The 18718-nt window shown below is 68.9% G+C and carries 15 protein-coding genes; 10 read left to right on the forward strand and 5 right to left on the reverse strand.

Annotated elements, in window-relative coordinates:
* Nucleotides 1-8 precede the first annotated feature (8 nt).
* The 4 genes from BLS95_RS41885 to acs all read right to left on the reverse strand — a co-directional run bounded on the left by BLS95_RS41885 (nucleotide 9) and on the right by acs (nucleotide 4183).
* Nucleotides 9-452: a DUF309 domain-containing protein gene (locus tag BLS95_RS41885; RefSeq protein WP_090945162.1), complete on the reverse strand. Its 444-nt coding sequence runs from the start codon at nucleotides 450-452 to the stop codon at nucleotides 9-11.
* The gene (locus tag BLS95_RS41890; protein WP_090945163.1) at nucleotides 449-1369 is read right to left on the reverse strand and encodes an alpha/beta fold hydrolase; all 921 of its coding nucleotides are present in this window, start codon (nucleotides 1367-1369) and stop codon (nucleotides 449-451) included. Before BLS95_RS41890 ends, BLS95_RS41885 begins: the two co-directional genes overlap by 4 nt.
* Entirely contained in the window at nucleotides 1359-1799 is a 441-nt protein-coding gene (locus tag BLS95_RS41895; protein ID WP_090945164.1) for a phage holin family protein, read from the reverse strand. The genes BLS95_RS41890 and BLS95_RS41895 overlap by 11 nt, the downstream gene beginning before the upstream one ends.
* Nucleotides 1800-2209: 410 nt before the next feature.
* Complete coding sequence (acs, locus tag BLS95_RS41900; RefSeq protein ID WP_090945165.1) at nucleotides 2210-4183, reverse strand: acetate--CoA ligase; 1974 nt, start codon at nucleotides 4181-4183, stop codon at nucleotides 2210-2212.
* 453 nt (nucleotides 4184-4636) lie between these two features.
* Between acs and BLS95_RS41905 the strand changes: the two genes are divergently transcribed.
* The 5 genes from BLS95_RS41905 (at nucleotide 4637) to BLS95_RS41930 (ending at nucleotide 11143) form a co-directional block, all read left to right on the forward strand.
* Nucleotides 4637-5485, forward strand: a complete 849-nt coding sequence (locus BLS95_RS41905) for a Fic family protein (protein WP_090945166.1) — start codon at nucleotides 4637-4639, stop codon at nucleotides 5483-5485.
* A 1301-nt stretch (nucleotides 5486-6786) separates the two neighbouring features.
* Nucleotides 6787-7827, forward strand: coding sequence for a septum site-determining protein Ssd (gene ssd / locus BLS95_RS41910; RefSeq protein WP_090945167.1), 1041 nt, complete (start codon nucleotides 6787-6789; stop codon nucleotides 7825-7827).
* Nucleotides 7824-9269 (forward strand): TadA family conjugal transfer-associated ATPase, encoded by a 1446-nt coding sequence (locus tag BLS95_RS41915; RefSeq protein ID WP_342742819.1) that lies wholly within the window; start codon nucleotides 7824-7826, stop codon nucleotides 9267-9269. The genes ssd and BLS95_RS41915 overlap by 4 nt, the downstream gene beginning before the upstream one ends.
* The gene (locus tag BLS95_RS59325; protein WP_090945168.1) at nucleotides 9266-9973 is read left to right on the forward strand and encodes a type II secretion system F family protein; all 708 of its coding nucleotides are present in this window, start codon (nucleotides 9266-9268) and stop codon (nucleotides 9971-9973) included. Before BLS95_RS41915 ends, BLS95_RS59325 begins: the two co-directional genes overlap by 4 nt.
* A 696-nt stretch (nucleotides 9974-10669) precedes the next feature.
* Nucleotides 10670-11143, forward strand: a complete 474-nt coding sequence (locus tag BLS95_RS41930) for a type II secretion system F family protein (protein WP_245765621.1) — start codon at nucleotides 10670-10672, stop codon at nucleotides 11141-11143.
* 208 nt (nucleotides 11144-11351) lie between these two features.
* Here BLS95_RS41930 and BLS95_RS41935 read toward each other — a convergent pair whose 3' ends face one another.
* The gene (locus BLS95_RS41935) at nucleotides 11352-12416 is read right to left on the reverse strand and encodes a saccharopine dehydrogenase family protein (RefSeq protein ID WP_090945171.1); all 1065 of its coding nucleotides are present in this window, start codon (nucleotides 12414-12416) and stop codon (nucleotides 11352-11354) included.
* Between the two features lie 95 nt (nucleotides 12417-12511).
* Between BLS95_RS41935 and BLS95_RS41940 the strand changes: the two genes are divergently transcribed.
* The 5 genes from BLS95_RS41940 (at nucleotide 12512) to BLS95_RS54855 (ending at nucleotide 18549) form a co-directional block, all read left to right on the forward strand.
* The gene (locus BLS95_RS41940; protein ID WP_090945172.1) at nucleotides 12512-13489 is read left to right on the forward strand and encodes a helix-turn-helix domain-containing protein; all 978 of its coding nucleotides are present in this window, start codon (nucleotides 12512-12514) and stop codon (nucleotides 13487-13489) included.
* A gap of 820 nt (nucleotides 13490-14309) precedes the next feature.
* Entirely contained in the window at nucleotides 14310-14729 is a 420-nt protein-coding gene (locus BLS95_RS59650) for a DUF4244 domain-containing protein (protein ID WP_342742820.1), read from the forward strand.
* A complete protein-coding gene (locus tag BLS95_RS59330; protein WP_281250099.1) occupies nucleotides 14726-15220 on the forward strand; it encodes a TadE family type IV pilus minor pilin in 495 nt (164 codons plus the stop codon). Before BLS95_RS59650 ends, BLS95_RS59330 begins: the two co-directional genes overlap by 4 nt.
* A gap of 91 nt (nucleotides 15221-15311) precedes the next feature.
* Nucleotides 15312-15701: an Rv3654c family TadE-like protein gene (locus BLS95_RS41955; protein WP_143044094.1), complete on the forward strand. Its 390-nt coding sequence runs from the start codon at nucleotides 15312-15314 to the stop codon at nucleotides 15699-15701.
* A gap of 631 nt (nucleotides 15702-16332) precedes the next feature.
* On the forward strand, nucleotides 16333-18549 hold the full coding sequence (locus BLS95_RS54855; protein WP_143044095.1) for a hypothetical protein: 2217 nt from the start codon (nucleotides 16333-16335) through the stop codon (nucleotides 18547-18549).
* The last annotated feature ends 169 nt before the right edge of the window (nucleotides 18550-18718 follow it).

Below are 18718 nucleotides of genomic sequence, written 5' to 3' on the forward strand. Positions count from 1 at the left end.
CGGGCCCGCTAGGCCGGCAGTTTCTCCATGATCAGGGCGATGGCCGCCTCGGGGTCGCTGTCCGCGCTCAGGCCCGAGGCCGCCTTGCCGACCGCGTCGTACGCGCCGCCGTACCCCTGGGCCTTGGCGGCGCCGCGGCTGAAGAGGGTCACCGCGCCGCGGCCGTTGCCCCGCTGGAGGTGCGTCAGCCCGACGCAGATCTGCGCGAGCCCCTGCCACAACTCGCGCTCGTCCTCCGGCGCGCACTTCCAGCGGCCCTCGAACACCTCGTGCGCGTTGAACGGCATGCCCTCGCCCAGGAAACGGCGGCCGTCGGCCAGGGCCTGTTCGGTGGTGGGCGCGTAGTCGTCGGGGACCCTGGGCACGCCGGGGGAGCCGTAGGGGAGCGGCCTGCCGTACGCGTCGCGCGGTCTGGCGTTACGCGGCCTGCCCTCGGGATCGCGGTCTCTCATCGGTCGGGTTCCGGATCGGCCAGCCAGCCGAGCAACTCGGTGTCGAACACGTCAGGGATCTCCTCATGGGGGAAGTGGCCGGCCCCTTCGAGGAGCCGCCACCGGTAGGGCGCCGCCACGTAGCGGCTGGAGCCCTGTGCCGTACGCGGCAGCACGCACGGGTCGAGCGCACCGTGCAGGTGCAGCGTGGGAGCCTCGACCTCGGTACGCATGGCCCTGGCGTAGCGCCGGCCGTCGGGGCGTAGCTGCGAACGGCCGAACCACCTGTGGTATTCCAGCGCCGAGTGCGCCACGGCCGGGATCTGGAACGCCTCGCGGTAGGTCCGCTCCACCTCGGTCCGCGGCCAGCCCGGCCCGGACCACTCGCGGAGCAGCCGCCCCACCAGGGAGGCGTCGTGGCGGGTCAGCCGGTGCTCCGGCAGCAGCGGGAGCTGGTAGCCCAGGGTCCGGCGGCTGGCCTTGAGCTGGCCGAACGGGTCGGTCAGCAGCGCTCTGCGCAGCCGGAGGGGATGCGGCGACGACACGGCCACCAGCCGGCGCACGCACTTGGGGTCGAGTACGGCCATCGTCCAGGCCAGCAGCCCGCCCCAGTCGTGGCCGACCACGATCGCCCCGGTCTCGCCCAGCGCCCTGATCAGCCCGGTCGCGTCGGCGGCCAGCGTGGGCAGGTCGTAGCCGCGCGGCGGCTTGTCGCTGCCGCCGTAGCCGCGCAGGTCGGCCGCGACCGCCCGGTAGCCGGCCGCGGACAGCGAGCTCAGCTGGTGCCGCCAGGTCCACCAGAACTGCGGGAACCCGTGCAGCAGCAGGACCAGCGGCCCCTCACCCGCCTCGACGACGTGGAAGCGGGTGCCGCCCGCGTGGACCGCGCGATGCGTCCACGGGCCCTCGATCTGGACGACGGACTCGTCAGGTGCCATCGCGGGTCACCGGCTCGCGGTCCGGGCTTGCCGCCGGGAGCACCTCGCCGTCGGGCGTGGCGATCTCCTTGAGACCCTTGATCGACCTGGCGGTACGTTTCATCCCGGCCAGGCCCTTGAGCCGGCGGACTCCGATCAGCACCAGCAGACCCGCGACCAGCAGGTAGAACACGGTCACGATGAGGAAGGCCAGCCAGTTGGGCAGCCACTGGGCCAGGGCGTAGGCGATCGTGAACGAGGCCAGGATCAGGCACAGGTGCGCCATGAAGGCCGCCGCGGCGAACAGCCCGCCGGCCATGCCGACCCGCTTGGCGTCGAACCTGAACTCGGCCTTGGCCAGCTCGATCTCCGAGCGCACCAGCGACGAGATGTGACTGCTCGCCTGGGCGACCAGTGAACCCAGGGATTCTTCCTCGGGAGTCTGCGGCATGAACGTCTCCTATCGAGGCCTGGTGGCCGTGTCAAACATCATCCAGCGCATTGACGCGGCTCGCGTACCCCGTACACGCGGCCGTCGCCCGGTGGCGTCACTCGGACAGTCTTGCCAGGCCGGCCGGTGGTGACGGCCAGGCGGCGCCGAACACGCCGAGGAACTTACCGGGTACCGGTCCCTGCCCATCACTCCCAGAACTACCCGATCGGACAAGATAGCGCCTGGGACGGGTGCGTGCGGCCGGACCCCCGGGGTGGGCACCGGTGGCGCCGGTGGATGGTCGCGGTGGATGGTCGCGGTGAGGGAGATGTCCGTGCCCCCGTACGGCCGTTGCGGCCGTGGCCTGCGGCGCCGTCCAACCGCATATCCCGATTTATGGGGACATGCGGTTGGGGAAGGCGGATTGTTCAGTCCTCGGACTTGGCCGTCGGGAGCTTCTCCGAGATGAGGTTCATCACCGTGCTGTCGGCCAGCGTGGTGACGTCGCCGATGCTGCGGTTCTCCGCCACGTCGCGCAGGAGGCGGCGCATGATCTTGCCGGAGCGGGTCTTGGGCAGCTCGGGCACCACCAGGATCTGGCGCGGCTTGGCGATCGGGCCCAGCGTCTTGGCCACGTGGTTACGCAGGTCGGTGGCGATGTCGTCGCTCTCCTCCGCCGTGCCGCGCAGGATCACGAACGACACGATGGCCTGGCCCGTCACCGGGTCGGTCGCGCCGACCACGGCCGCCTCGGCCACCTTCGGGTGGCTGACCAGCGCGCTCTCCACCTCCGTGGTGGAGATGTTGTGGCCGGAGACGAGCATGACGTCGTCCACCCGGCCGAGCAGCCACAGGTCGCCGTCATCGTCCTTCTTGGCGCCGTCGCCGGGGAAGTACATCCCGTCGAACCTGCTCCAGTACGTGTCGATGTAGCGCTGGTCGTCGCCCCAGATCGTCCGGAGCATGGACGGCCACGGCTCGCGGACCACGAGGAAACCGCCTCCACCGTCCGGAACGCTGTTGCCCTGGTCGTCGACCACGTCGGCGACGATGCCCGGCAGCGGGCGCATCGCCGCGCCCGGCTTGCCCGCGGTCACGCCGGGCAGCGGGCTGATCATGATCGCGCCGGTCTCCGTCTGCCACCAGGTGTCGACGACGGGGCAGCGCTCGCCGCCGATGTGCTCGCGGTACCAGACGTACGCCTCGGGGTTGATCGGCTCGCCGACGGAGCCCAGGATGCGCAGGCTGGACATGTCGTACTTGGCGGGGATGTCGTCGCCCCACTTCATGAACGTCCTGATCGCCGTGGGGGCGGTGTAGAGGATCGTGATCTTGTACTTCTGCACGATCTCCCAGAACCGGCCGCGGTGCGGGGTGTCCGGGGTGCCCTCGTAGATGACGCTGGTAGCGCCGTTGGCGAGGGGGCCGTACACGATGTAGGAGTGTCCGGTCACCCAGCCGATGTCGGCCGTGCACCAGTAGATGTCGGTCTCCGGCTTGAGGTCGAACACCGCGTCGTGCGTCCAGGCGGTCTGGGTCAGGTAGCCGCCGGTGGTGTGCAGGATGCCCTTGGGCTTGCCGGTGGTGCCGCTGGTGTAGAGGATGTACAGGGGGTGCTCGGCGTCGTGGGGCTCGGCGGTGTGCTGGTCGCTCTGGCGGTCGACCAGGTCGTGCCACCAGACGTCCTTGTCGGTGAAGGCGACGTCCTGTCCGGTGCGCCGTACGACGAGGACGTGCTCGACCTGCGGGCACTCGGCGACGGCCTCGTCCACGGTCGGCTTGAGGGCCGACGGGTTGCCCCTGCGGTAGCCGCCGTCGGCGGTGATCACGAGCTTGGCGTCGGCGTCGTCGATCCGGCTCTTCAGCGCCGTCGCCGAGAACCCGCCGAACACCACCGAGTGCACCGCCCCGATGCGGGCGCAGGCGAGCATGGCGATGGGCAGCTCGGGGATCATCGGCATGTAGATCGCCACCCGGTCGCCCTTGGCGACGCCGAGCTCCCGCAGGGCGTTGGCGGCCTTGCTGACCTCGGTCTTCAGGCCGTTGTAGGTGAGGGTACGGGTGTCGCCCTCGGGCTCGCCCTCCCAATGGTAGGCGACCTTGTCGCCGCGACCTTCCTCCACGTGGCGGTCGACGCAGTTGTAGGCGACGTTGAGCTCGCCTCCCAAGAACCACTTGGCGAAGGGCGGGTTCCACTCCAGCGTCTTGTCCCACCGCTTGGCCCAGGTCAGTCGCTCGGCGGCCCGCTCCCAGAAGGCGAGACGGTCGGCGGCGGCCTCGCTATATGCGGCGGCGGTCACGTTCGCGGCCGCTGCCAGGTCGGCCGGAGGGGCGAACCGGCGGTTCTCCTGTAGCAGATTTGACAGCGCCTGAGTCTCGTTGCCAGAGGTTTCCGGGGCCACCTCGTGCTCCTTCTATGGCCAGTTGGATAGGTCGTGTCCCACTTCACCAGCTCACGGCCTCCACACACAAGAGGTCTAGACAGGTCTGTACCGTGGTCCGTGCCACTGTGGTCAGGGGGCCCATAAAGTGGTGAGTACCGACGAATCGGCCACCCCTATATTCTCCTGATTTCAGTATTACAACGTTTCAATTGCGCTTGTAAGGCGACGAGATAAGGCTTGGAACGTTGTACAGTACTTTCCGACGCACTGTCATCGCATCGCCTCAAACCGTGTTCCCGGTGCTTCCGGGGTTGTTCGCCGCGTTCAATCGTTCTCCTCAGTACGCTGACGGGTTCGTCACCATCCGCGAGGCCGCACTACTCGCTGACACCTTGATCCGAGGGCGGGCAGGAGCGGCGAACCACCGGCACCTGCGGCGTTGATCCTGGCCACCCACTAGGGTCGGGTTTCGTGAGTGACCCGTTGGCCGTGATCGCCGGGTTCCCTGGCGTGCCCGAGGCGGTGGACCAGGCCCGTGAGGCCGTTGACAGGCTTTACCGCCATCGCGTCCTGCGCCGGGCCAGCCCGGCGGTGTCCGCGGAGTCGTCGTTGCGCGGCGCCCGCGCCTCGGCCGCCCTTGAGGGGGTGGACGTTCCCCTGGAGGCCCTGCGCCGGGACGAGATTGACGACCCGCTGGTCCAGGGGGCGCTACGCGCGTCGGCGGAGCTGGGCCGCCTGGGCTCGACCTGGCGAAAGGCTCCCCGGCAGGTGCTCGCCCGGCTCCACTCCGTGGCGGCGGCCGGCCTCACGGGTCAGGCGGCTTCGGCGGGTGGAGCGGCTCCGGAGGCTGGGGCAGGGGGTGAGTCGGCTGAGGCGGCCCGGATGACCGCTCTGGGCCGCCCCCGGACGTCCGACCAGGCCCCCGACCCTCTGGGCCTGGGTCCGGCCCCGGGCGCCGCGGAGGCGTCGGCCCGCCTCGACAGCCTGCTCGACCTGCTGGAACGGCCCACGAAGGCGCCCGCGCTGGTGCTGGCCGCCGTCGTACACGCCGAGCTGGCCGTGCTGCGCCCCTTCGGCGTGGCGGACGGCGTCGTGGCCCGCGCGGCGGAGCGCCTGACCCTGGTGGAGTACGGCCTGGATCCGAAGTCCCTGGTGGCCGTGGAGGTGGGGCACCTGGAGCAGCCGTACGCCGAGGGTCTGCGGGCGTACCTGACCGGGACATCGGAGGGCGTGGGCCGCTGGATACAACAATGTGCCTCCGCGGTTACCCTCGGCGTACGCGAGGCGACTGCGGTCTGTGAGGCCATGCAAAGGGGCTGAGAGAGCCGCGGCTGACATAGCTGACGGCGTCTCAGTCAAGAGACGCCGTCTGCCGGTGCATCACACCGGGTTACCAAGCGTGCACCTCAATTCGTCGGAGCGGGTCAAGCCCGTCACGACGCGCCTCCCGCGGCTGGTCGCGCGTGGGTGCCTGGGTGATGCACCCGGACAAGGGGTCCGTGTCACCTTTCTACGACGGATCCACCCTGATGGGAACCCCTCGGACCAAGACCTTTACCCACCCGTGGACCAGGCTCCGACCGCCCATCCGAACCGCCCTCCGATGTGTCGGCCGCCCAGCCCTGACGATCACTCTCTGTGACGGCCTTTATGTGATCGTTATGGCGCTGCCAAAAAACTTGGCGAAAATGCGAGATTGCTCCTCGACGAAACTCGAGTCGATCGGGCAGCATACGTTGGTATCGCCCCAAACTGGAGCCGACTGTGCGGGGGATAGGTTTGCAAGTCCCTTGCCAGGCTCCGGTCAAGTGATGAAAGCTTTCTTCTGAAACGGGACCGGCTCTACCCCCCCGGAGCCGGACCGATCAGGCGACCCCCGCTCTCCCCCCCGGCGGGGGTCGCCCCTTTTCCCCCTCAACCACCTGGTCACGGCGGAACCACCAGCCCCACCACGCTCCCCACCCGCGAGGCTGCTGTGGGCGGCACAGTGCGCACCCACCCGCGAGGCCGCTGCGGGGCACAGTGCGCATCCACCCGAAGGTCCTGCCCGCCGCCCCACGCCCCACCAGCGCCCCTCCACACCGCCCTACGCCTCTCCCGCCAACGCCGCTGGCGTCCGGTCCGAGCGGCTCCACGTTTCGCCCAAGCGCATCCCTCTACACATCTCGCCGACCTCACCTGCCCAGGCCACGCGCCCGCCTGCTTCAGGCGCCTGCCTGCGTTACCCGCCTGCCTGCGTCACCCGCTCGCCCAGGCCACGCTCCTGCCCAAGCGGCGCGCCCCGCGTGAGCCGCGCCTGCCTGGGCCGCGTCTGCCTGGGCCGCGTGGCCGCCCGAGCTGGTCGCTCTGCCCAAGTAGCTCCTTGCCTTGCCTGGGCCGCTAAAGCCCTAAGCGGCTCCACCCGCGCCTCTCAGCCTGCATCGCATTTGGCCCCCATCGCTCTGCCTGAGCCGCTCCACCGGCGTTGCCCCGCCTCGGCCGCTTCACCCCAGCGTTATCCACAGGAGCCCCTCAACCAGCACCCACAATCCCCAGAACCCCGTTCGGTGCCCCGCCATCCCCACCCCCTCCATCAGGGTTGAGCTCCGCTGAGTCCCCAACCCCACAGGAAGGCCACAAGGATGCACCGCCCCCTGGTCATCACCGAGGACCACGCCCTACTGGACGACCTGGTCCGCATAGCAGCCGCAGCCGGAGCCCAGCTGGACGTGGCCCACGTCCCCGCCCACGCCCGCCCGTACTGGAATCTCGCACCCCTGATAGCCATCGGCGCCGACCAGGCGGACACCGTGGCCGCGAGCTCACCCCCGCCCCGGGATCAGGTCCTCCTGGTGACCCGAGACCCAGAAGACCCCGACACCTGGCGAAAATGCGTCGCGGTAGGCGCCCAGGCGGTCGTCACCCTCCCCAGCGGCGAACGCGACCTCGTGGAGCGGTTCGCGGACGCCATGGAGCCCGACCCCCGCTCAGGCCCGGTGATCTGCGTGATCGGCGGCCGAGGAGGAGCCGGGGCGAGCGTCCTCTCAGCCTGCCTGGCCCTGCGTGCGTCAGGCGATCAGCTCCGCACGCTCCTGATAGACGCCGATCCGCTGGGCGGAGGCATAGACGCCCTCCTGGGCCACGAGGAGGCACCAGGCTCCCGCTGGGGCGACCTGGTGGCCAGGGAGGGCCGGATCAACTCCAGTGCCCTTCACGCCGCGCTGCCGTCCTTCGGGGACCTGGCGGTCCTGTCCTTCCAGCGAGGCGAAGTGGCACCGATCCCGGCCCAAGCCATGCGCTCGGTCCTGGAAGCGGGCCGACGAGGCTTCGACCTGGTGGTCGTCGACCTCCCCCGCCACCTGGACCCAGCCTCGACAGAGGCGCTCACCAGAGCCAAGACCACGTTGCTGGTGACCACGGCAGACGTACGCGGCGTCCTGTCCACCTCCCAGGTCCTCGGTGAGGTGCGCAAACACACCGCCGACATCCGCGCGATCCTCCGCCCGGGGATAGTCGAGGACGACATGGCCGTCGCCTCTCTCGGCATCCCGTCAGCCGGGCACCTCCCCGACCAGCCCAGGCTCACCGCCACCCTCAACCGCGGCGAACTCCCGAAGCTCGGCCCCCGCACCGTCCTCGGCTCGCTCTGCGCGACCCTCCTGAGAGACCTCCTTCCGGCATGACCACCAGGCCCCCACAGCCGGCCCACCAGAGCACCGGCCTCGCCGCCCCAGGAGTGTCCCCGGAGCTGGTGGAAGCCGTCCGCGTACGCCTGGCCCGAACGGGCGTCGAACCCAGCGCCGCCCAGGTGGCAGTCGCCCTGAGAGCCGAGAAATCCGTATACGGCGACGCCGAGATCCTCGCCGTGGCCCGGGCCCTCTGTGCCGACCTGATAGGCGCCGGCCCACTGGAGCCCCTCCTGACCCGGCCCGACGTGACAGACGTCCTGGTCAACGGCCCCCGCGAGGTGTGGATAGACGACGGCGGCGGCCTGCACCGCACCCAGATCAGGTTCACCGACGACGGAGCCGTACGCAGACTGGCCCAACGCCTCGCAGCCGCCGCAGGCAGACGCCTCGACGACGCGTCCCCGTACGTCGACGCCAGGCTCGCGGGTGGAGTGCGCCTGCACGCCGTGCTCCCACCGGTAGCCTCCGGCGGCACCTGCATATCCCTACGCCTGCCCCCACGCCGTACGTTCACCTTGGCAGACCTGGTGTCAGCAGGCACGATCGCCCCATCCGCGATCCCGATCCTGACCGCCATGGTGACCGCCAGGCTGGCGTTCCTCGTGACAGGCGGCACCGGCACCGGCAAGACCACCCTCCTGTCGGCCCTCCTCTCCCTGGCCGACCCGGGCGAGCGCCTCCTCCTCGTCGAAGACTCGGCCGAGCTCCGCCCCCTCCACCCACACGTGGTGCGCCTGGAGACCCGCCCGGCCAACCTGGAGGGAGCAGGCGGCGTGGGCCTGCGCGACCTCGTACGCCAGGCGCTCCGCATGCGCCCTGACCGCCTGGTCGTGGGGGAGGTCCGGGGTTCGGAGGTGGTGGACCTGCTGGCCGCCCTGAACACCGGCCACGAAGGCGGCTGCGGCACGCTGCATGCCAACACCGCGGCCGACGTACCACCCCGCCTGGAGGCCCTCGGCTGCGCGGCCGGGTTGAGCAGAGAGGCCGTACACAGCCAACTCGCCGCAGCACTGGACGCGGTCATCCACCTGACCCGAGACCGTCCGGACGGCCGACGTCGCATAGCCGAGATCTGCCTGCTCTCCAGAACCTCGACCGGCCTGGTGGAGTCCCTCCCGGCCCTAACCTTCGACGCAACAGGCCACACCCAAACTGGCCCCGGCTACAACGCCCTAACCCAAAGAACAGCCACCCCCACCCGCAGAGCAGGCAGCCCGACCCACCGAGCACCAGACGGCCCCACCCACCGACCAGCGGAAGCCCGAGCAGCAGTTGGCCCAACCCATCGAGCAGCAGGCAGCCAAACCCACCGAGCAGTAGATGGCCTCGCCCACCGGACATCAGACGGCTCGGCCCACCGAACATCAGTCGACAGGCGACAGAGACACCCAACCAACGACCACGGCACCACACCAACATGGGAGCAGCTGCGATGACCAACGCCTTGATCGCGGCGTTGTCCACAGCCTTCGCCATCTGGCTGTGGACAGGCCCGGACCCCGCCACAACCCGCCTGAGCAAACTCACCTCAACTCAGCAAAAGCCCCAATGGCATTCCCTGAGTAGACGGCTCACCCGCCCCAACCCCACCCGCCGCGCCGACGCCTGGCGACAAGCATCCGTCGAGTTATGCCAGGCCCTGTCAGCGGAACTATCCGCCGGCCGCACCCCAGGAGAGGCGTTGACCAGAGCCATAGCGGCAGTGGACTTCCCCGACCCGGAGTCCCTACGCCCGATACTGGCCGCGGCAAGAGACGGAGGCGACGTCTCCGCGGCCCTGATCGCAGCCACCCCACCCCAAGGAGGCGAGGGCCTACGTCAACTCGCCGCCTGCTGGGAGGTCTCCATCACCGTGGGCGCCGGCCTGGCCGCCCTGGTCGAACGAGTGGCCACCACACTCCGCACAGCCCAGGCCCACCGCCAGGACGTCGCAGCACAACTCGCAGGTCCGCGCACTACGGCGAAGATGCTCGCCATACTCCCCGCCCTCGGCCTCCTCATGGCCGCAGCCCTCAACATGCACCCCCTGAGCTTCCTGTTCGGCAGCCTCCCTGGCCTGGCTTGCCTGATAGCGGGAATCACCCTCGACGCCTGCGGCCTGCTATGGACCAACCGCATGGCAACCCAAGCCCAATCCTGATCCCACCCCCCACAGGTCAGATGCCTCCCGCCGAACCCGCACACCCCCCCTACGGCAGACCTGCATACATCCGCCCCTAAGACTCGACCGCTGCACCTGCTCCCCCACAACTCACGTCCGCCCGCTCGACCATCGCCCCCAGACCCGTAGCTCAGGCACCTTTCACCGGCCCACAGAACTCCCAGATCGCCCAACCGGCTCAAGCAGACCCCGCACCTGACCACCCACGCACCCACCCCGCTCACCTCGGCACACCAACCACCCCCCGATCGGATCCGACCGATGCTCTACCTCCTATCGACCTTGTGCGCCGGCCTGGCAGCCTGGCTGTGGTTCTCGCCCAGGACACCAGGGGAGCGGCTAGCCCGGCTCTGCCCACCGAACAAGCCCCGTTCCCCCACCACCCCATTTCCCCAAGCCCGCCAAGGCCCCCAAGCCCGCCAAGGCCCCCAAGCCCGCCGGAGCCCTCAAGATCACCAGGACCCGCAAGATCATCGAGAGCAGCCCTTCACTGGCGAGCCACACCCCCCAGACTGGCTGGATCTGCCCCACAAGCAGCCACGACCACCGATCACCCGAAAGACGATCACCAAAGCGGCAGTCGTAGCCCTGCTCATAGCGCTCCTGATCGGCGGCATTCCCGGCATCGTCGTGGGCCTCCTGACAGCCCCGGCAATAGCCATGTACCTGAGCAGAATGGAGTCTCAGCAGACCCGGCACGACCGCCACCGAATCACCGCTGACCTGCCGTTCGCCGCCGATCTGATGGCCGCCTGCCTGCTCGCCGGACGGCCGGTGAGCGCCGCCACCGAGATCGCGGCCACCGCCATCGGAGGCCCGCTGGGCCATCGGCTGACGTGGGTGAGCAGCCAACTGCGCCTGGGCGCGGACCCGGAGCCGACCTGGGCCACCCTCGCAAAGGACCCCGCCATGGGCCAACTCTCCCGCGCCATGAGCCGTGCAGCCCAAAGCGGCGCTCCGGTGGCAGACGTCCTGACCCGCCTGTCCGACGACGCCCGCGAGACAAGCAGAGCCGCATCCGTGGCCTCAGCCAGGCGAGTCGGCGTGAAGGCCGTGGCACCGTTGGGCCTGTGCTTCCTACCTGCGTTCGTCCTGCTCGGCATCATCCCAGTGATCGCCGGCCTCGCCTCCACCATCGTCATCCCGTGAGAGCCCGCGACGCCGTGAGCCCGCGACGCCGGGAGGCCATGAGGCTGTGAGACCGCGAGACCGCGAGACCGCGAGACCGCGAGAGCGGGAGACCGCGAGCCCGTGACGTCGTGAGGCCACGAGGCTGCGAGACCGGGAGACCGGGAGACCGGGACGTCGTGAGGCCATGAGCCCGCGAGCCCGTGGGCAGCCTCTGCGCGGTTGGAGGTCACTGGTCGTCCAGCAGCAGCAGTTCGTCCAGCGGTAGGGAACGCAGGAAGTCCTCAGCGTCAAAGAGCTCCCCGGCGGTGACGACGCCGATAGCCCGGCCACGACCCGCCAAGATCCGCTCTGCGGCCTCCACCACGATAGGCGCGCTGATGGCGTAGATGTCGCGACCGCGCGCCGCCACCCGCCGCCGCTCGTCCCCCCGGCGGACAACCACCTCAACCAGGAAGATCTGGGCCGATCGGCCGCTGGCGTCAGCCGCCTGAGGACCCTTGGCGTCCGAGGCGTTGAGATCCTTCAGCGGGGTGGTGTTCAGGAAGGCGTTGATCCGCGGGGTGTCCAGGTGCTGGGAGATGGTGACCACATCAGCGGTGGAGAACTGCCCCACGACGTCCTGCGTTCCGAACGGAGCAGGGAACGTCCACGACCCCCTCGGGGGCGGCTCGTCGCCCGCGACGACCTGGAGGTGATGGTCCGAGAAGACCACTCGCCGCCCGGCCCGGCGCTCGCCGGCCAGCAGGGTTCCCCGGGTGGGATGCCAGCTGTCCAGCGCCACGGCGATCGAGATCTCGTCGGCCTCCGACCAGTCACCCATCGCGACGGTGGCCAGCAGATCGCCCAACGCGCCGTAGAACGCCATCGCCGGCGCCACCACGATGCCCGACTCCTTCACCCGCAGGTCATCCCGGTAGGCGCTGAACGTATCGATCGCGACCAGGGTCTCGCCGGTGACGTCCAGGTAGTGGATCCCGGCCCGCAGCGCGGCCTCGATCAGCGGCGGCGCGGTTTCGGCGAACGGTCCGGCGCAGTTGATCATCGCGGCCGTACCGGCGATCGCGTGGTCGAGCGAGTCCGGCATGTCGGCCGAGGCGATCCGCCACTCCACGCCGGGATGAGCGGCGGCGGCCGCCTCCAGCTTCGCCGCGTTCCGCCCGGACAGCACGGGCCTCCAGCCGCGCTCCAGCAGCTCCGCCGTCACGAATCGGGCGGTGTGCCCGTACGCTCCGAACACGGCGATCGCCGGCTTCCCGCGCTCCGGGTCGGGTTGGTTGTTGATCTCCGTCATCAGGCCTCCTCCAGCCGTCGGGACCTTCCCGATCCTGCTGAGAGGCGCTGCGGGGAGCCACCGTCCGCGGCGTCAGCCTGCGCTAGATTCGCGTCATGCGTCCCCATCGTGTCGTGATGGCCGTTACCGACGACATGCCGATCTTCGAAGCGGCCGTCCCGTGTCAGGTCTTCGGCGTTGATCGGCCGCATCTGTCGGATCCGTGGTACCAGTTCTCTGTTGTCCCGGTGGGGAATGCTCCGGTACGGCTGAGCCCGGGATTCACCCTCGCCCCGGTTCGCGACGGTTGGGATCTGGAATCGACGGACACCCTCGTCATCCCCGCCTGCACGAACGTGCACGACGACCCGCCGGCGGAGTTGGTGGAGGTGGTCCGGGAGGCGTACCGGCGCGGGATCAGGATTTTGTCCATCTGTTCCGGCGCCTTCGTTCTGGCCGCCGCAGGGGTGCTCGACGGGCGCCGGGCCACCACCCATTGGCTGCACGCGGAGGAACTCGCCCGCCGCTATCCCGCCGTCCGGGTAGACCCGTCCGTACTGTACGTCGAGGACGCGAACGTGATCACCTCCGCGGGAACGGTGGCCGGCATCGACGCCTGCCTGCACGTGGTGCGGATCGACCACGGTGCCGCGGTGGCCGCCGAACTCGCCCGCCGCCTCGTCACCCCGCCCCACCGGGATGGCGGGCAGGCCCAGTACCGCCGCCCGGCCTCGCCGGCGGCCCGCGACGACTGGCTGGCCGGCCTGCTGGAATGGGCCGGCGGCCACCTGCATCTGCCGCTGTCCAACGCCGACCTGGCCGCCCAGGCCAATGTCAGCGTACGCACGGTCGAACGCCGGTTCGCCGAGGCCCTCGGGATGTCGCCACTGCGCTGGCTGCTGCAGCAGCGAGTGCGTCTGGCCCAGCAGTTCCTTGAGACCAGCGACCGACCGATCGAATGGATCGCCGCCACCTGTGGATTCGGCGGAGCAGCCAGCCTACGAGCCCATTTCGCCCGGATAGTAGGGGTCCCACCCACCACCTACCGCCGAACGTTCCACGAACGACCCCGCACCGCCCCAATAGCCAGCTAACCAAACCAACCAGCCTCAAAGGCCAGCACGAACCACGAACAAACCCAACCCACGCCCCCAAAGGCCACACACCATCGATCCCACAACCCACGGACGCAGACTCAATGGCCACCAGCCATCGGCGGCTCTCTGCACGGCCCGTACCGGCAACCACGGGATGCCACCTGTAATCCAGCGGCCATGGACGTGGACCTCGGCGATCCGGCGATCACAGGCCCGTGCCGTCCGGTGGCCACTACATCGACGGGTCGGTGGCCCTGGCGACACCGACGGGTGGCTGGTCACGTCCACGGACGTGGCGTATGGGCACCGGGCGACGCGCTGGCAGAAGCATCGGTTCGAGCCCCGGCACGTCTCCGACACGGCGACGCTGTAAGCCCCCGCCGGTAACCGCACGAGCCACGGCGGCGACGACATGCTGCTCCCCACGTTGACCAGGAGGGCACCAAGCCCTGGCGTGAGACAGGGGCAGCCGGCGTACGGCGCAATGACCATCGGCATCATCCGGGCATGCGACACGCCGGATGTTGACCTGATCATCCGCACCGCCATCAGCCGCGTCCTGGTATGGCCATCAGCCACATCCAGGCATAGACATCAGCCGAGTCCGGGCGAGCCCATTGGTCGCGTCCAGGCACAGCCCATGGGCCGCGTTCGGAAGCAGCCCATCGGTCACCTCCAGCGCACCCTTATCCACAGGGTCGGCTCCAGCCCGCCGCCTTATCCACAGAACGTCGTTCGGTTCGCTGCCTCCCACCCCCGCTCCGCGAACCTTGAACTCCCGCCGGGCCAACCCCGGCTCCAACAACCTGGAGGCCCGATGCTCAGTCCCGCCACCAAGCCAGACGACATCAAAGCCGCCCCAGAGACCACGGACACCGAATCAACCATCGACACAGCAGCCAAGATCACCCCCACTTCCACCCTGATCATCAGGCCAAGCAGGCACATAACAATTTCCAACCCAATCGCCACAAACCGCAGCAAAGTCCTGAGGAAGGCCGCGTCCCCCACATCGATCGGCAACCGACTGATCGCCCGCACCCGGCGCAGCGCCGGCAGGTGGCTCCACTACGCAGCCGTGAACCGTGAGCGTGGCATGTCGACCGCCGAATACGCAGTGGGAACGATCGCGGCCTGCGCTTTCGCCGCGCTCCTCTTCAAAGTGGTCAGTAGCACAGAGGTGCAGGAAATGTTGACATCCCTCATTGATCGAGCACTCAAGACCAACAGCGGATGACCTTCCGCCACAAGCGGACTTCCAAGGGCGACAAAGGGTCAGCATCGCGGGGTTCGGTAACAGCCGAGACCGCCGCGATGCTGCCCGCCCTCATGGTCGTCCTGGCAGCCGCCCTATGGGCCATCCAGGCAGTCGGCGCCCAGCTCGAATGCGTGGACGCGGCCCGCGCGGCAGCAAGAGCCGCAGCCAGAGGTGAGCCCTTGGACCAAGTCCGCGACTTTGCGCGCTCAGCCACCCGCCCCGACGCGGACATCGAAGTGACCCGTGACACGGAAACCACAAAGGTCCAAATCACAGTAGAAGTACGCCCAGCGTGGGGCCGTTCGTTGCCCGCCGTCCACGTATCCGCCACAGCCAGCGCAGCCACAGAACCACTCACGAACCTGAGCCCGGATGACGGCCCAAACCCAGACCCAGAAGCCGCAACGAACGCAGAACCGGAAGTCGCCACGAACCCGGATCCCAAAGGCGTCGTGAACCCAGACTCATGAGCCCCTACGGACTCGACCTTGGAAAGCGGCACCAACTCCAGCCCCAAAGACATTCCGCCATGACGTCCAAAGACGCTCCGGTCGGGAGGCAGTGATCAACCCCAAAGAACGAGGCTCAGCCACCCTGTGGGGCGTCGCCCTCATGGCAATGCTCGTAGCACTAGCCACGGCGTTCGCCATCGCGGGCTCGGTACGCGTGGCCCGCCACCGAGTCAACAGCGCCGCCGATCTGAGCGCCCTCGCAGCGGCCAAATACGCCTTGATCGACCCCGAGGGCGCCTGCCAAACGGCCTCCACCCTCGCCACCCAGAACGGCGTCCAGCTAACCCAGTGCGAGATCACCGACGAGATCGCCGATGTCCGGACCGCATTACCGATCTCACTCCCGATCGTGGGCGCCCGAACCCTCACGGGCAGATCCCGCGCCGGCCCGGCCGATGCGATGTCACCTTCACAGCGGCCAGCCGGAAATGATCAATAGAGACCACGTTCACCTCGCCACCTTTGGCGGGACTTCCCAGCGAACACACGAACGGCACGAACAGCGCAAATGCTGCGGACAGCGCGAGGACGCCAAGACCTGAACGGCGCTGAGGTGAGAGCGCGCAGAGGCCCCAACACCCAAACACCCAACACACCCAACACACCAACACGCGAACGGGCGAACGGGCGAACGGGCGAACGGGCGAACGGACGAACGGCAGGGGAGGCCGGCGAGCGCCAGAAATGGGTCGGATCTGCTTACCGCCAGCGCAAATACCTCCGGAAGGGCGAAAGCCCTGCCGATCGATCGGCTGTCATCGGGTGCCGCCGGCCGGCCACGCCTATGACGGCGATTCAAGTGGTGATTGGGGTTTACGAGGCTATGTCGCAATCGAATCACGACTACTTAGACATGGTGTCCAAGAGTTGGATTGCTCCCGTAAGGTTCCGGTTACCCTCAGTCCATGCCGTCTGTGACGGGAAGCCTGGGAGAGCTGGGACGAAGTCGCTAAGGTGCGGGTCCGGGGGCGGTCGATGACCGCATCGGCCGGGCGCACTGCACTTCCGGTCGTCGCGTGAACGCCCCAGGGCGGTCGGGCGGCGCGAGGCTCTCGATGGAGGGAAGCGTCGTGACGGTAGTCGGCAGAGTCGTGGCCGCAGGGATGATCGTGGCCGCATCCATCGTGCTCGGCGGGTCTGCTCAAGCGGCCGAGACGATGTGGCAATCCGACTCCGCCGACCAGATCACATCGCCCTCCGACGGCCAAGTGATCACTGGCTCGTCCGTGACGATCTCGGCGCGTACCGGGATTGTGCAGTTGAACATGGGCCTGTACGTCGAGGGCCCCGACACGCCCAGCCAGAAAGTCGCCGGAGGGGGCGCGAACCAGACGATCTCCGGAACGTTCGACACCGGAAACGCCCCCAACGGCACCTTCACCGTGACCCTCAGGGGAGAGCTCACCAATTCCACGTACGCGACCAGCACGTTCAAGCTGAGGCGGCCGCCGGAGGCGCCGGGCAATGTGAACGCGAGTATGCAGGGCACCAGCAAGGTGCTCGTGACCTGGGGCAAGGGGTCCGAGCCCGACCTGCAGTCGTACGAGGTGTCCAGCACCCGCTCCGGCATCGTGGGAAGGTTGTCCGCCGACAGCGCGTGCGGGGGCTCATCGTGCGAGGCGGCGCTCGCCGTGCCGGAGAACGCGGCGGGACAGAGGGTGGGGTTCACCGTCAAGGCGTTCAGGGGCGATGGCGACGGGGGGTTGGTCGGATCAGGCGACTCGCCCGCCACCTACATCTCCTTCCCCGCCAAGCCCACGGCCCAGCCGAAGAAGACGACCGGTAGCCGGCGAACCCCGAAGGCCAACGACGCCAAGAACGTCGACCCGTTGCCCACCTTGCCCTCCGGGCAACGGTCCGTACCCACGAGTAAACCGGCGACTCCCAAGCAGAGCTCCAAGCTGCCGGACATGCCGAACACCGATGAGAACGGCAACCTGCCCATCCCGACTACGAACGACCAGGGCGGAACGGACGGTCTGGCACCGGCGGGCACCACGGACGGCGCCGGCTCCGCTCCCGTCCAGACGAGCGATGTGAAGGCGCAGTCGAGCGAGTCACCGCTCGCGAACATCAACCAGTACGGGTTCTACGTCGCGGGCGGGCTACTGCTGTTGCTGCTCGGCGCCCATGGAGGTGCCTGGGCCCGACGGCGTGCGCTCGCGGCCTCCGCGGCCAACCCCATGCCCGCGGCTACCACTACTGCGGGTGCCGGTGCACCCTCGGCTGATGGAGTACGGGTCACGCGGGCGAACGAAGGTGCCCCGCCCACGAGGACCACACCTCGACGGCCTGCTGTGATCCTGGCCGTCGCCAAGACACGTGTCCCCGAGCAGAGCCGTACGCGGACCCCGTCGTCGCCCGGCGATGGGCGGCAGGCAGCAGCCGAGCCCGAACGGGCGCAGTCGTCCACGCCCGAGCGAGCGCGCAAGGAAGTACCGGCGGCGCGTGCGCTGTATCTCGGTACGGGTGATGTCCGTGCGCTGGAGGGCGGCGGCGTTGAAGACCAGGACGCGGTGAGGAGTGCGGCTGGGATTTCGGGTGCCGCGGAGACCGAGCTGGGTGCCGCGGCGGAAGTACGGCTGCGCGACCTTCGAGAGGTTGAAGTGCGCACCGTTCGAGAAGCCAAGGACGACACGCGTGGGGGCACGCAGGGGCGGGCGAACGATGCTCCGCAGGGGTACGTGCGGGGGAACGGTTCTCCGCAGGGGCACATGAGCGGCGAAGGGGGCGGGCCAGCGTGCGGTGATGGGGAAGGGTGGGATGAGCGGGGTGGGCTCGTCTACAGCGATGAAGCGGCGCGCGGGCGTGGTGAGTGCGATGAGCTGTTTTACAACGGCGAGGTAGGCCGTTCGCGTGGCGAGGGAGAAGGCCGTTCGCCTGGCGAGGGGGGAGGCCGTCCGCGCGGCGAGGAGGAAGGTCGCTCGCGTGATGAAGGGGAACGCCGCTCGCGTGGTGAGCGGGAAGGGCAGGAGTGGGGTGAGGGGGTGGGGCAGGTTGGTGCTAAGGGGCCTGTCCGTATTGCCTTGCCCAGTTCGGCGGTGACCGACGTTTCCGCGTCCTCGGCGTCCGAGAGCCCGCGCGCCTCCGTATCGATCGAGGATCGTTGGGACGATTACCTGCCGCCCTCGCCACGAGCCATGGAAGACAGTGGTTTCTGGGAACGTCCGCAGCCAGGGGCCGCTGATTTCTGGGCGGCTGATGATGATGACGATGAGAATGACGTCACCGGCGCTGGCGATGAACGTACTTTTGCCGGTCGGCGGCACTTAAACGGCGACAGTTAATTGGCGAGCGGTATTTGTTACTGGTCTGGTTGAGGTTGATTGCGGCGGGTTAAGTGTCCTGTGGGGCCCGGCGGTAGGTGCAGGTAGGGGTTGGGTTGGGGGTTGCGGGCTGGCGGTGAGGGGTGCCTTGGTTGCGGCTGTTTCGCGGGGCCCGAATCTCGTGGTTTGT

It is taken from the genome of Nonomuraea jiangxiensis (assembly GCF_900099965.1).
In the GTDB taxonomy this organism is placed as follows: Bacteria; Actinomycetota; Actinomycetes; order Streptosporangiales; family Streptosporangiaceae; genus Nonomuraea; species Nonomuraea jiangxiensis.

Excerpts from the sequence above, each read along its gene's own strand:
- BLS95_RS41885 (WP_090945162.1), bottom strand. The coding sequence starts at position 452 with ATGAGAGACCGCGATCCCGAGGGCAGGCCGCGTAACGCCAGACCGCGC.
- BLS95_RS41935 (WP_090945171.1), bottom strand. The coding sequence starts at position 12,416 with ATGACGGAGATCAACAACCAACCCGACCCGGAGCGCGGGAAGCCGGCG.
- BLS95_RS41895 (WP_090945164.1), bottom strand. The coding sequence starts at position 1,799 with ATGCCGCAGACTCCCGAGGAAGAATCCCTGGGTTCACTGGTCGCCCAG.
- BLS95_RS59330 (WP_281250099.1), top strand. The coding sequence starts at position 14,726 with ATGACCTTCCGCCACAAGCGGACTTCCAAGGGCGACAAAGGGTCAGCA.
- BLS95_RS41890 (WP_090945163.1), bottom strand. The coding sequence starts at position 1,369 with ATGGCACCTGACGAGTCCGTCGTCCAGATCGAGGGCCCGTGGACGCAT.
- ssd (WP_090945167.1), top strand. The coding sequence starts at position 6,787 with ATGCACCGCCCCCTGGTCATCACCGAGGACCACGCCCTACTGGACGAC.
- BLS95_RS41940 (WP_090945172.1), top strand. The coding sequence starts at position 12,512 with ATGCGTCCCCATCGTGTCGTGATGGCCGTTACCGACGACATGCCGATC.
- BLS95_RS41930 (WP_245765621.1), top strand. The coding sequence starts at position 10,670 with ATGGAGTCTCAGCAGACCCGGCACGACCGCCACCGAATCACCGCTGAC.
- BLS95_RS41915 (WP_342742819.1), top strand. The coding sequence starts at position 7,824 with ATGACCACCAGGCCCCCACAGCCGGCCCACCAGAGCACCGGCCTCGCC.
- BLS95_RS59650 (WP_342742820.1), top strand. The coding sequence starts at position 14,310 with ATGCTCAGTCCCGCCACCAAGCCAGACGACATCAAAGCCGCCCCAGAG.
- BLS95_RS59325 (WP_090945168.1), top strand. The coding sequence starts at position 9,266 with ATGACCAACGCCTTGATCGCGGCGTTGTCCACAGCCTTCGCCATCTGG.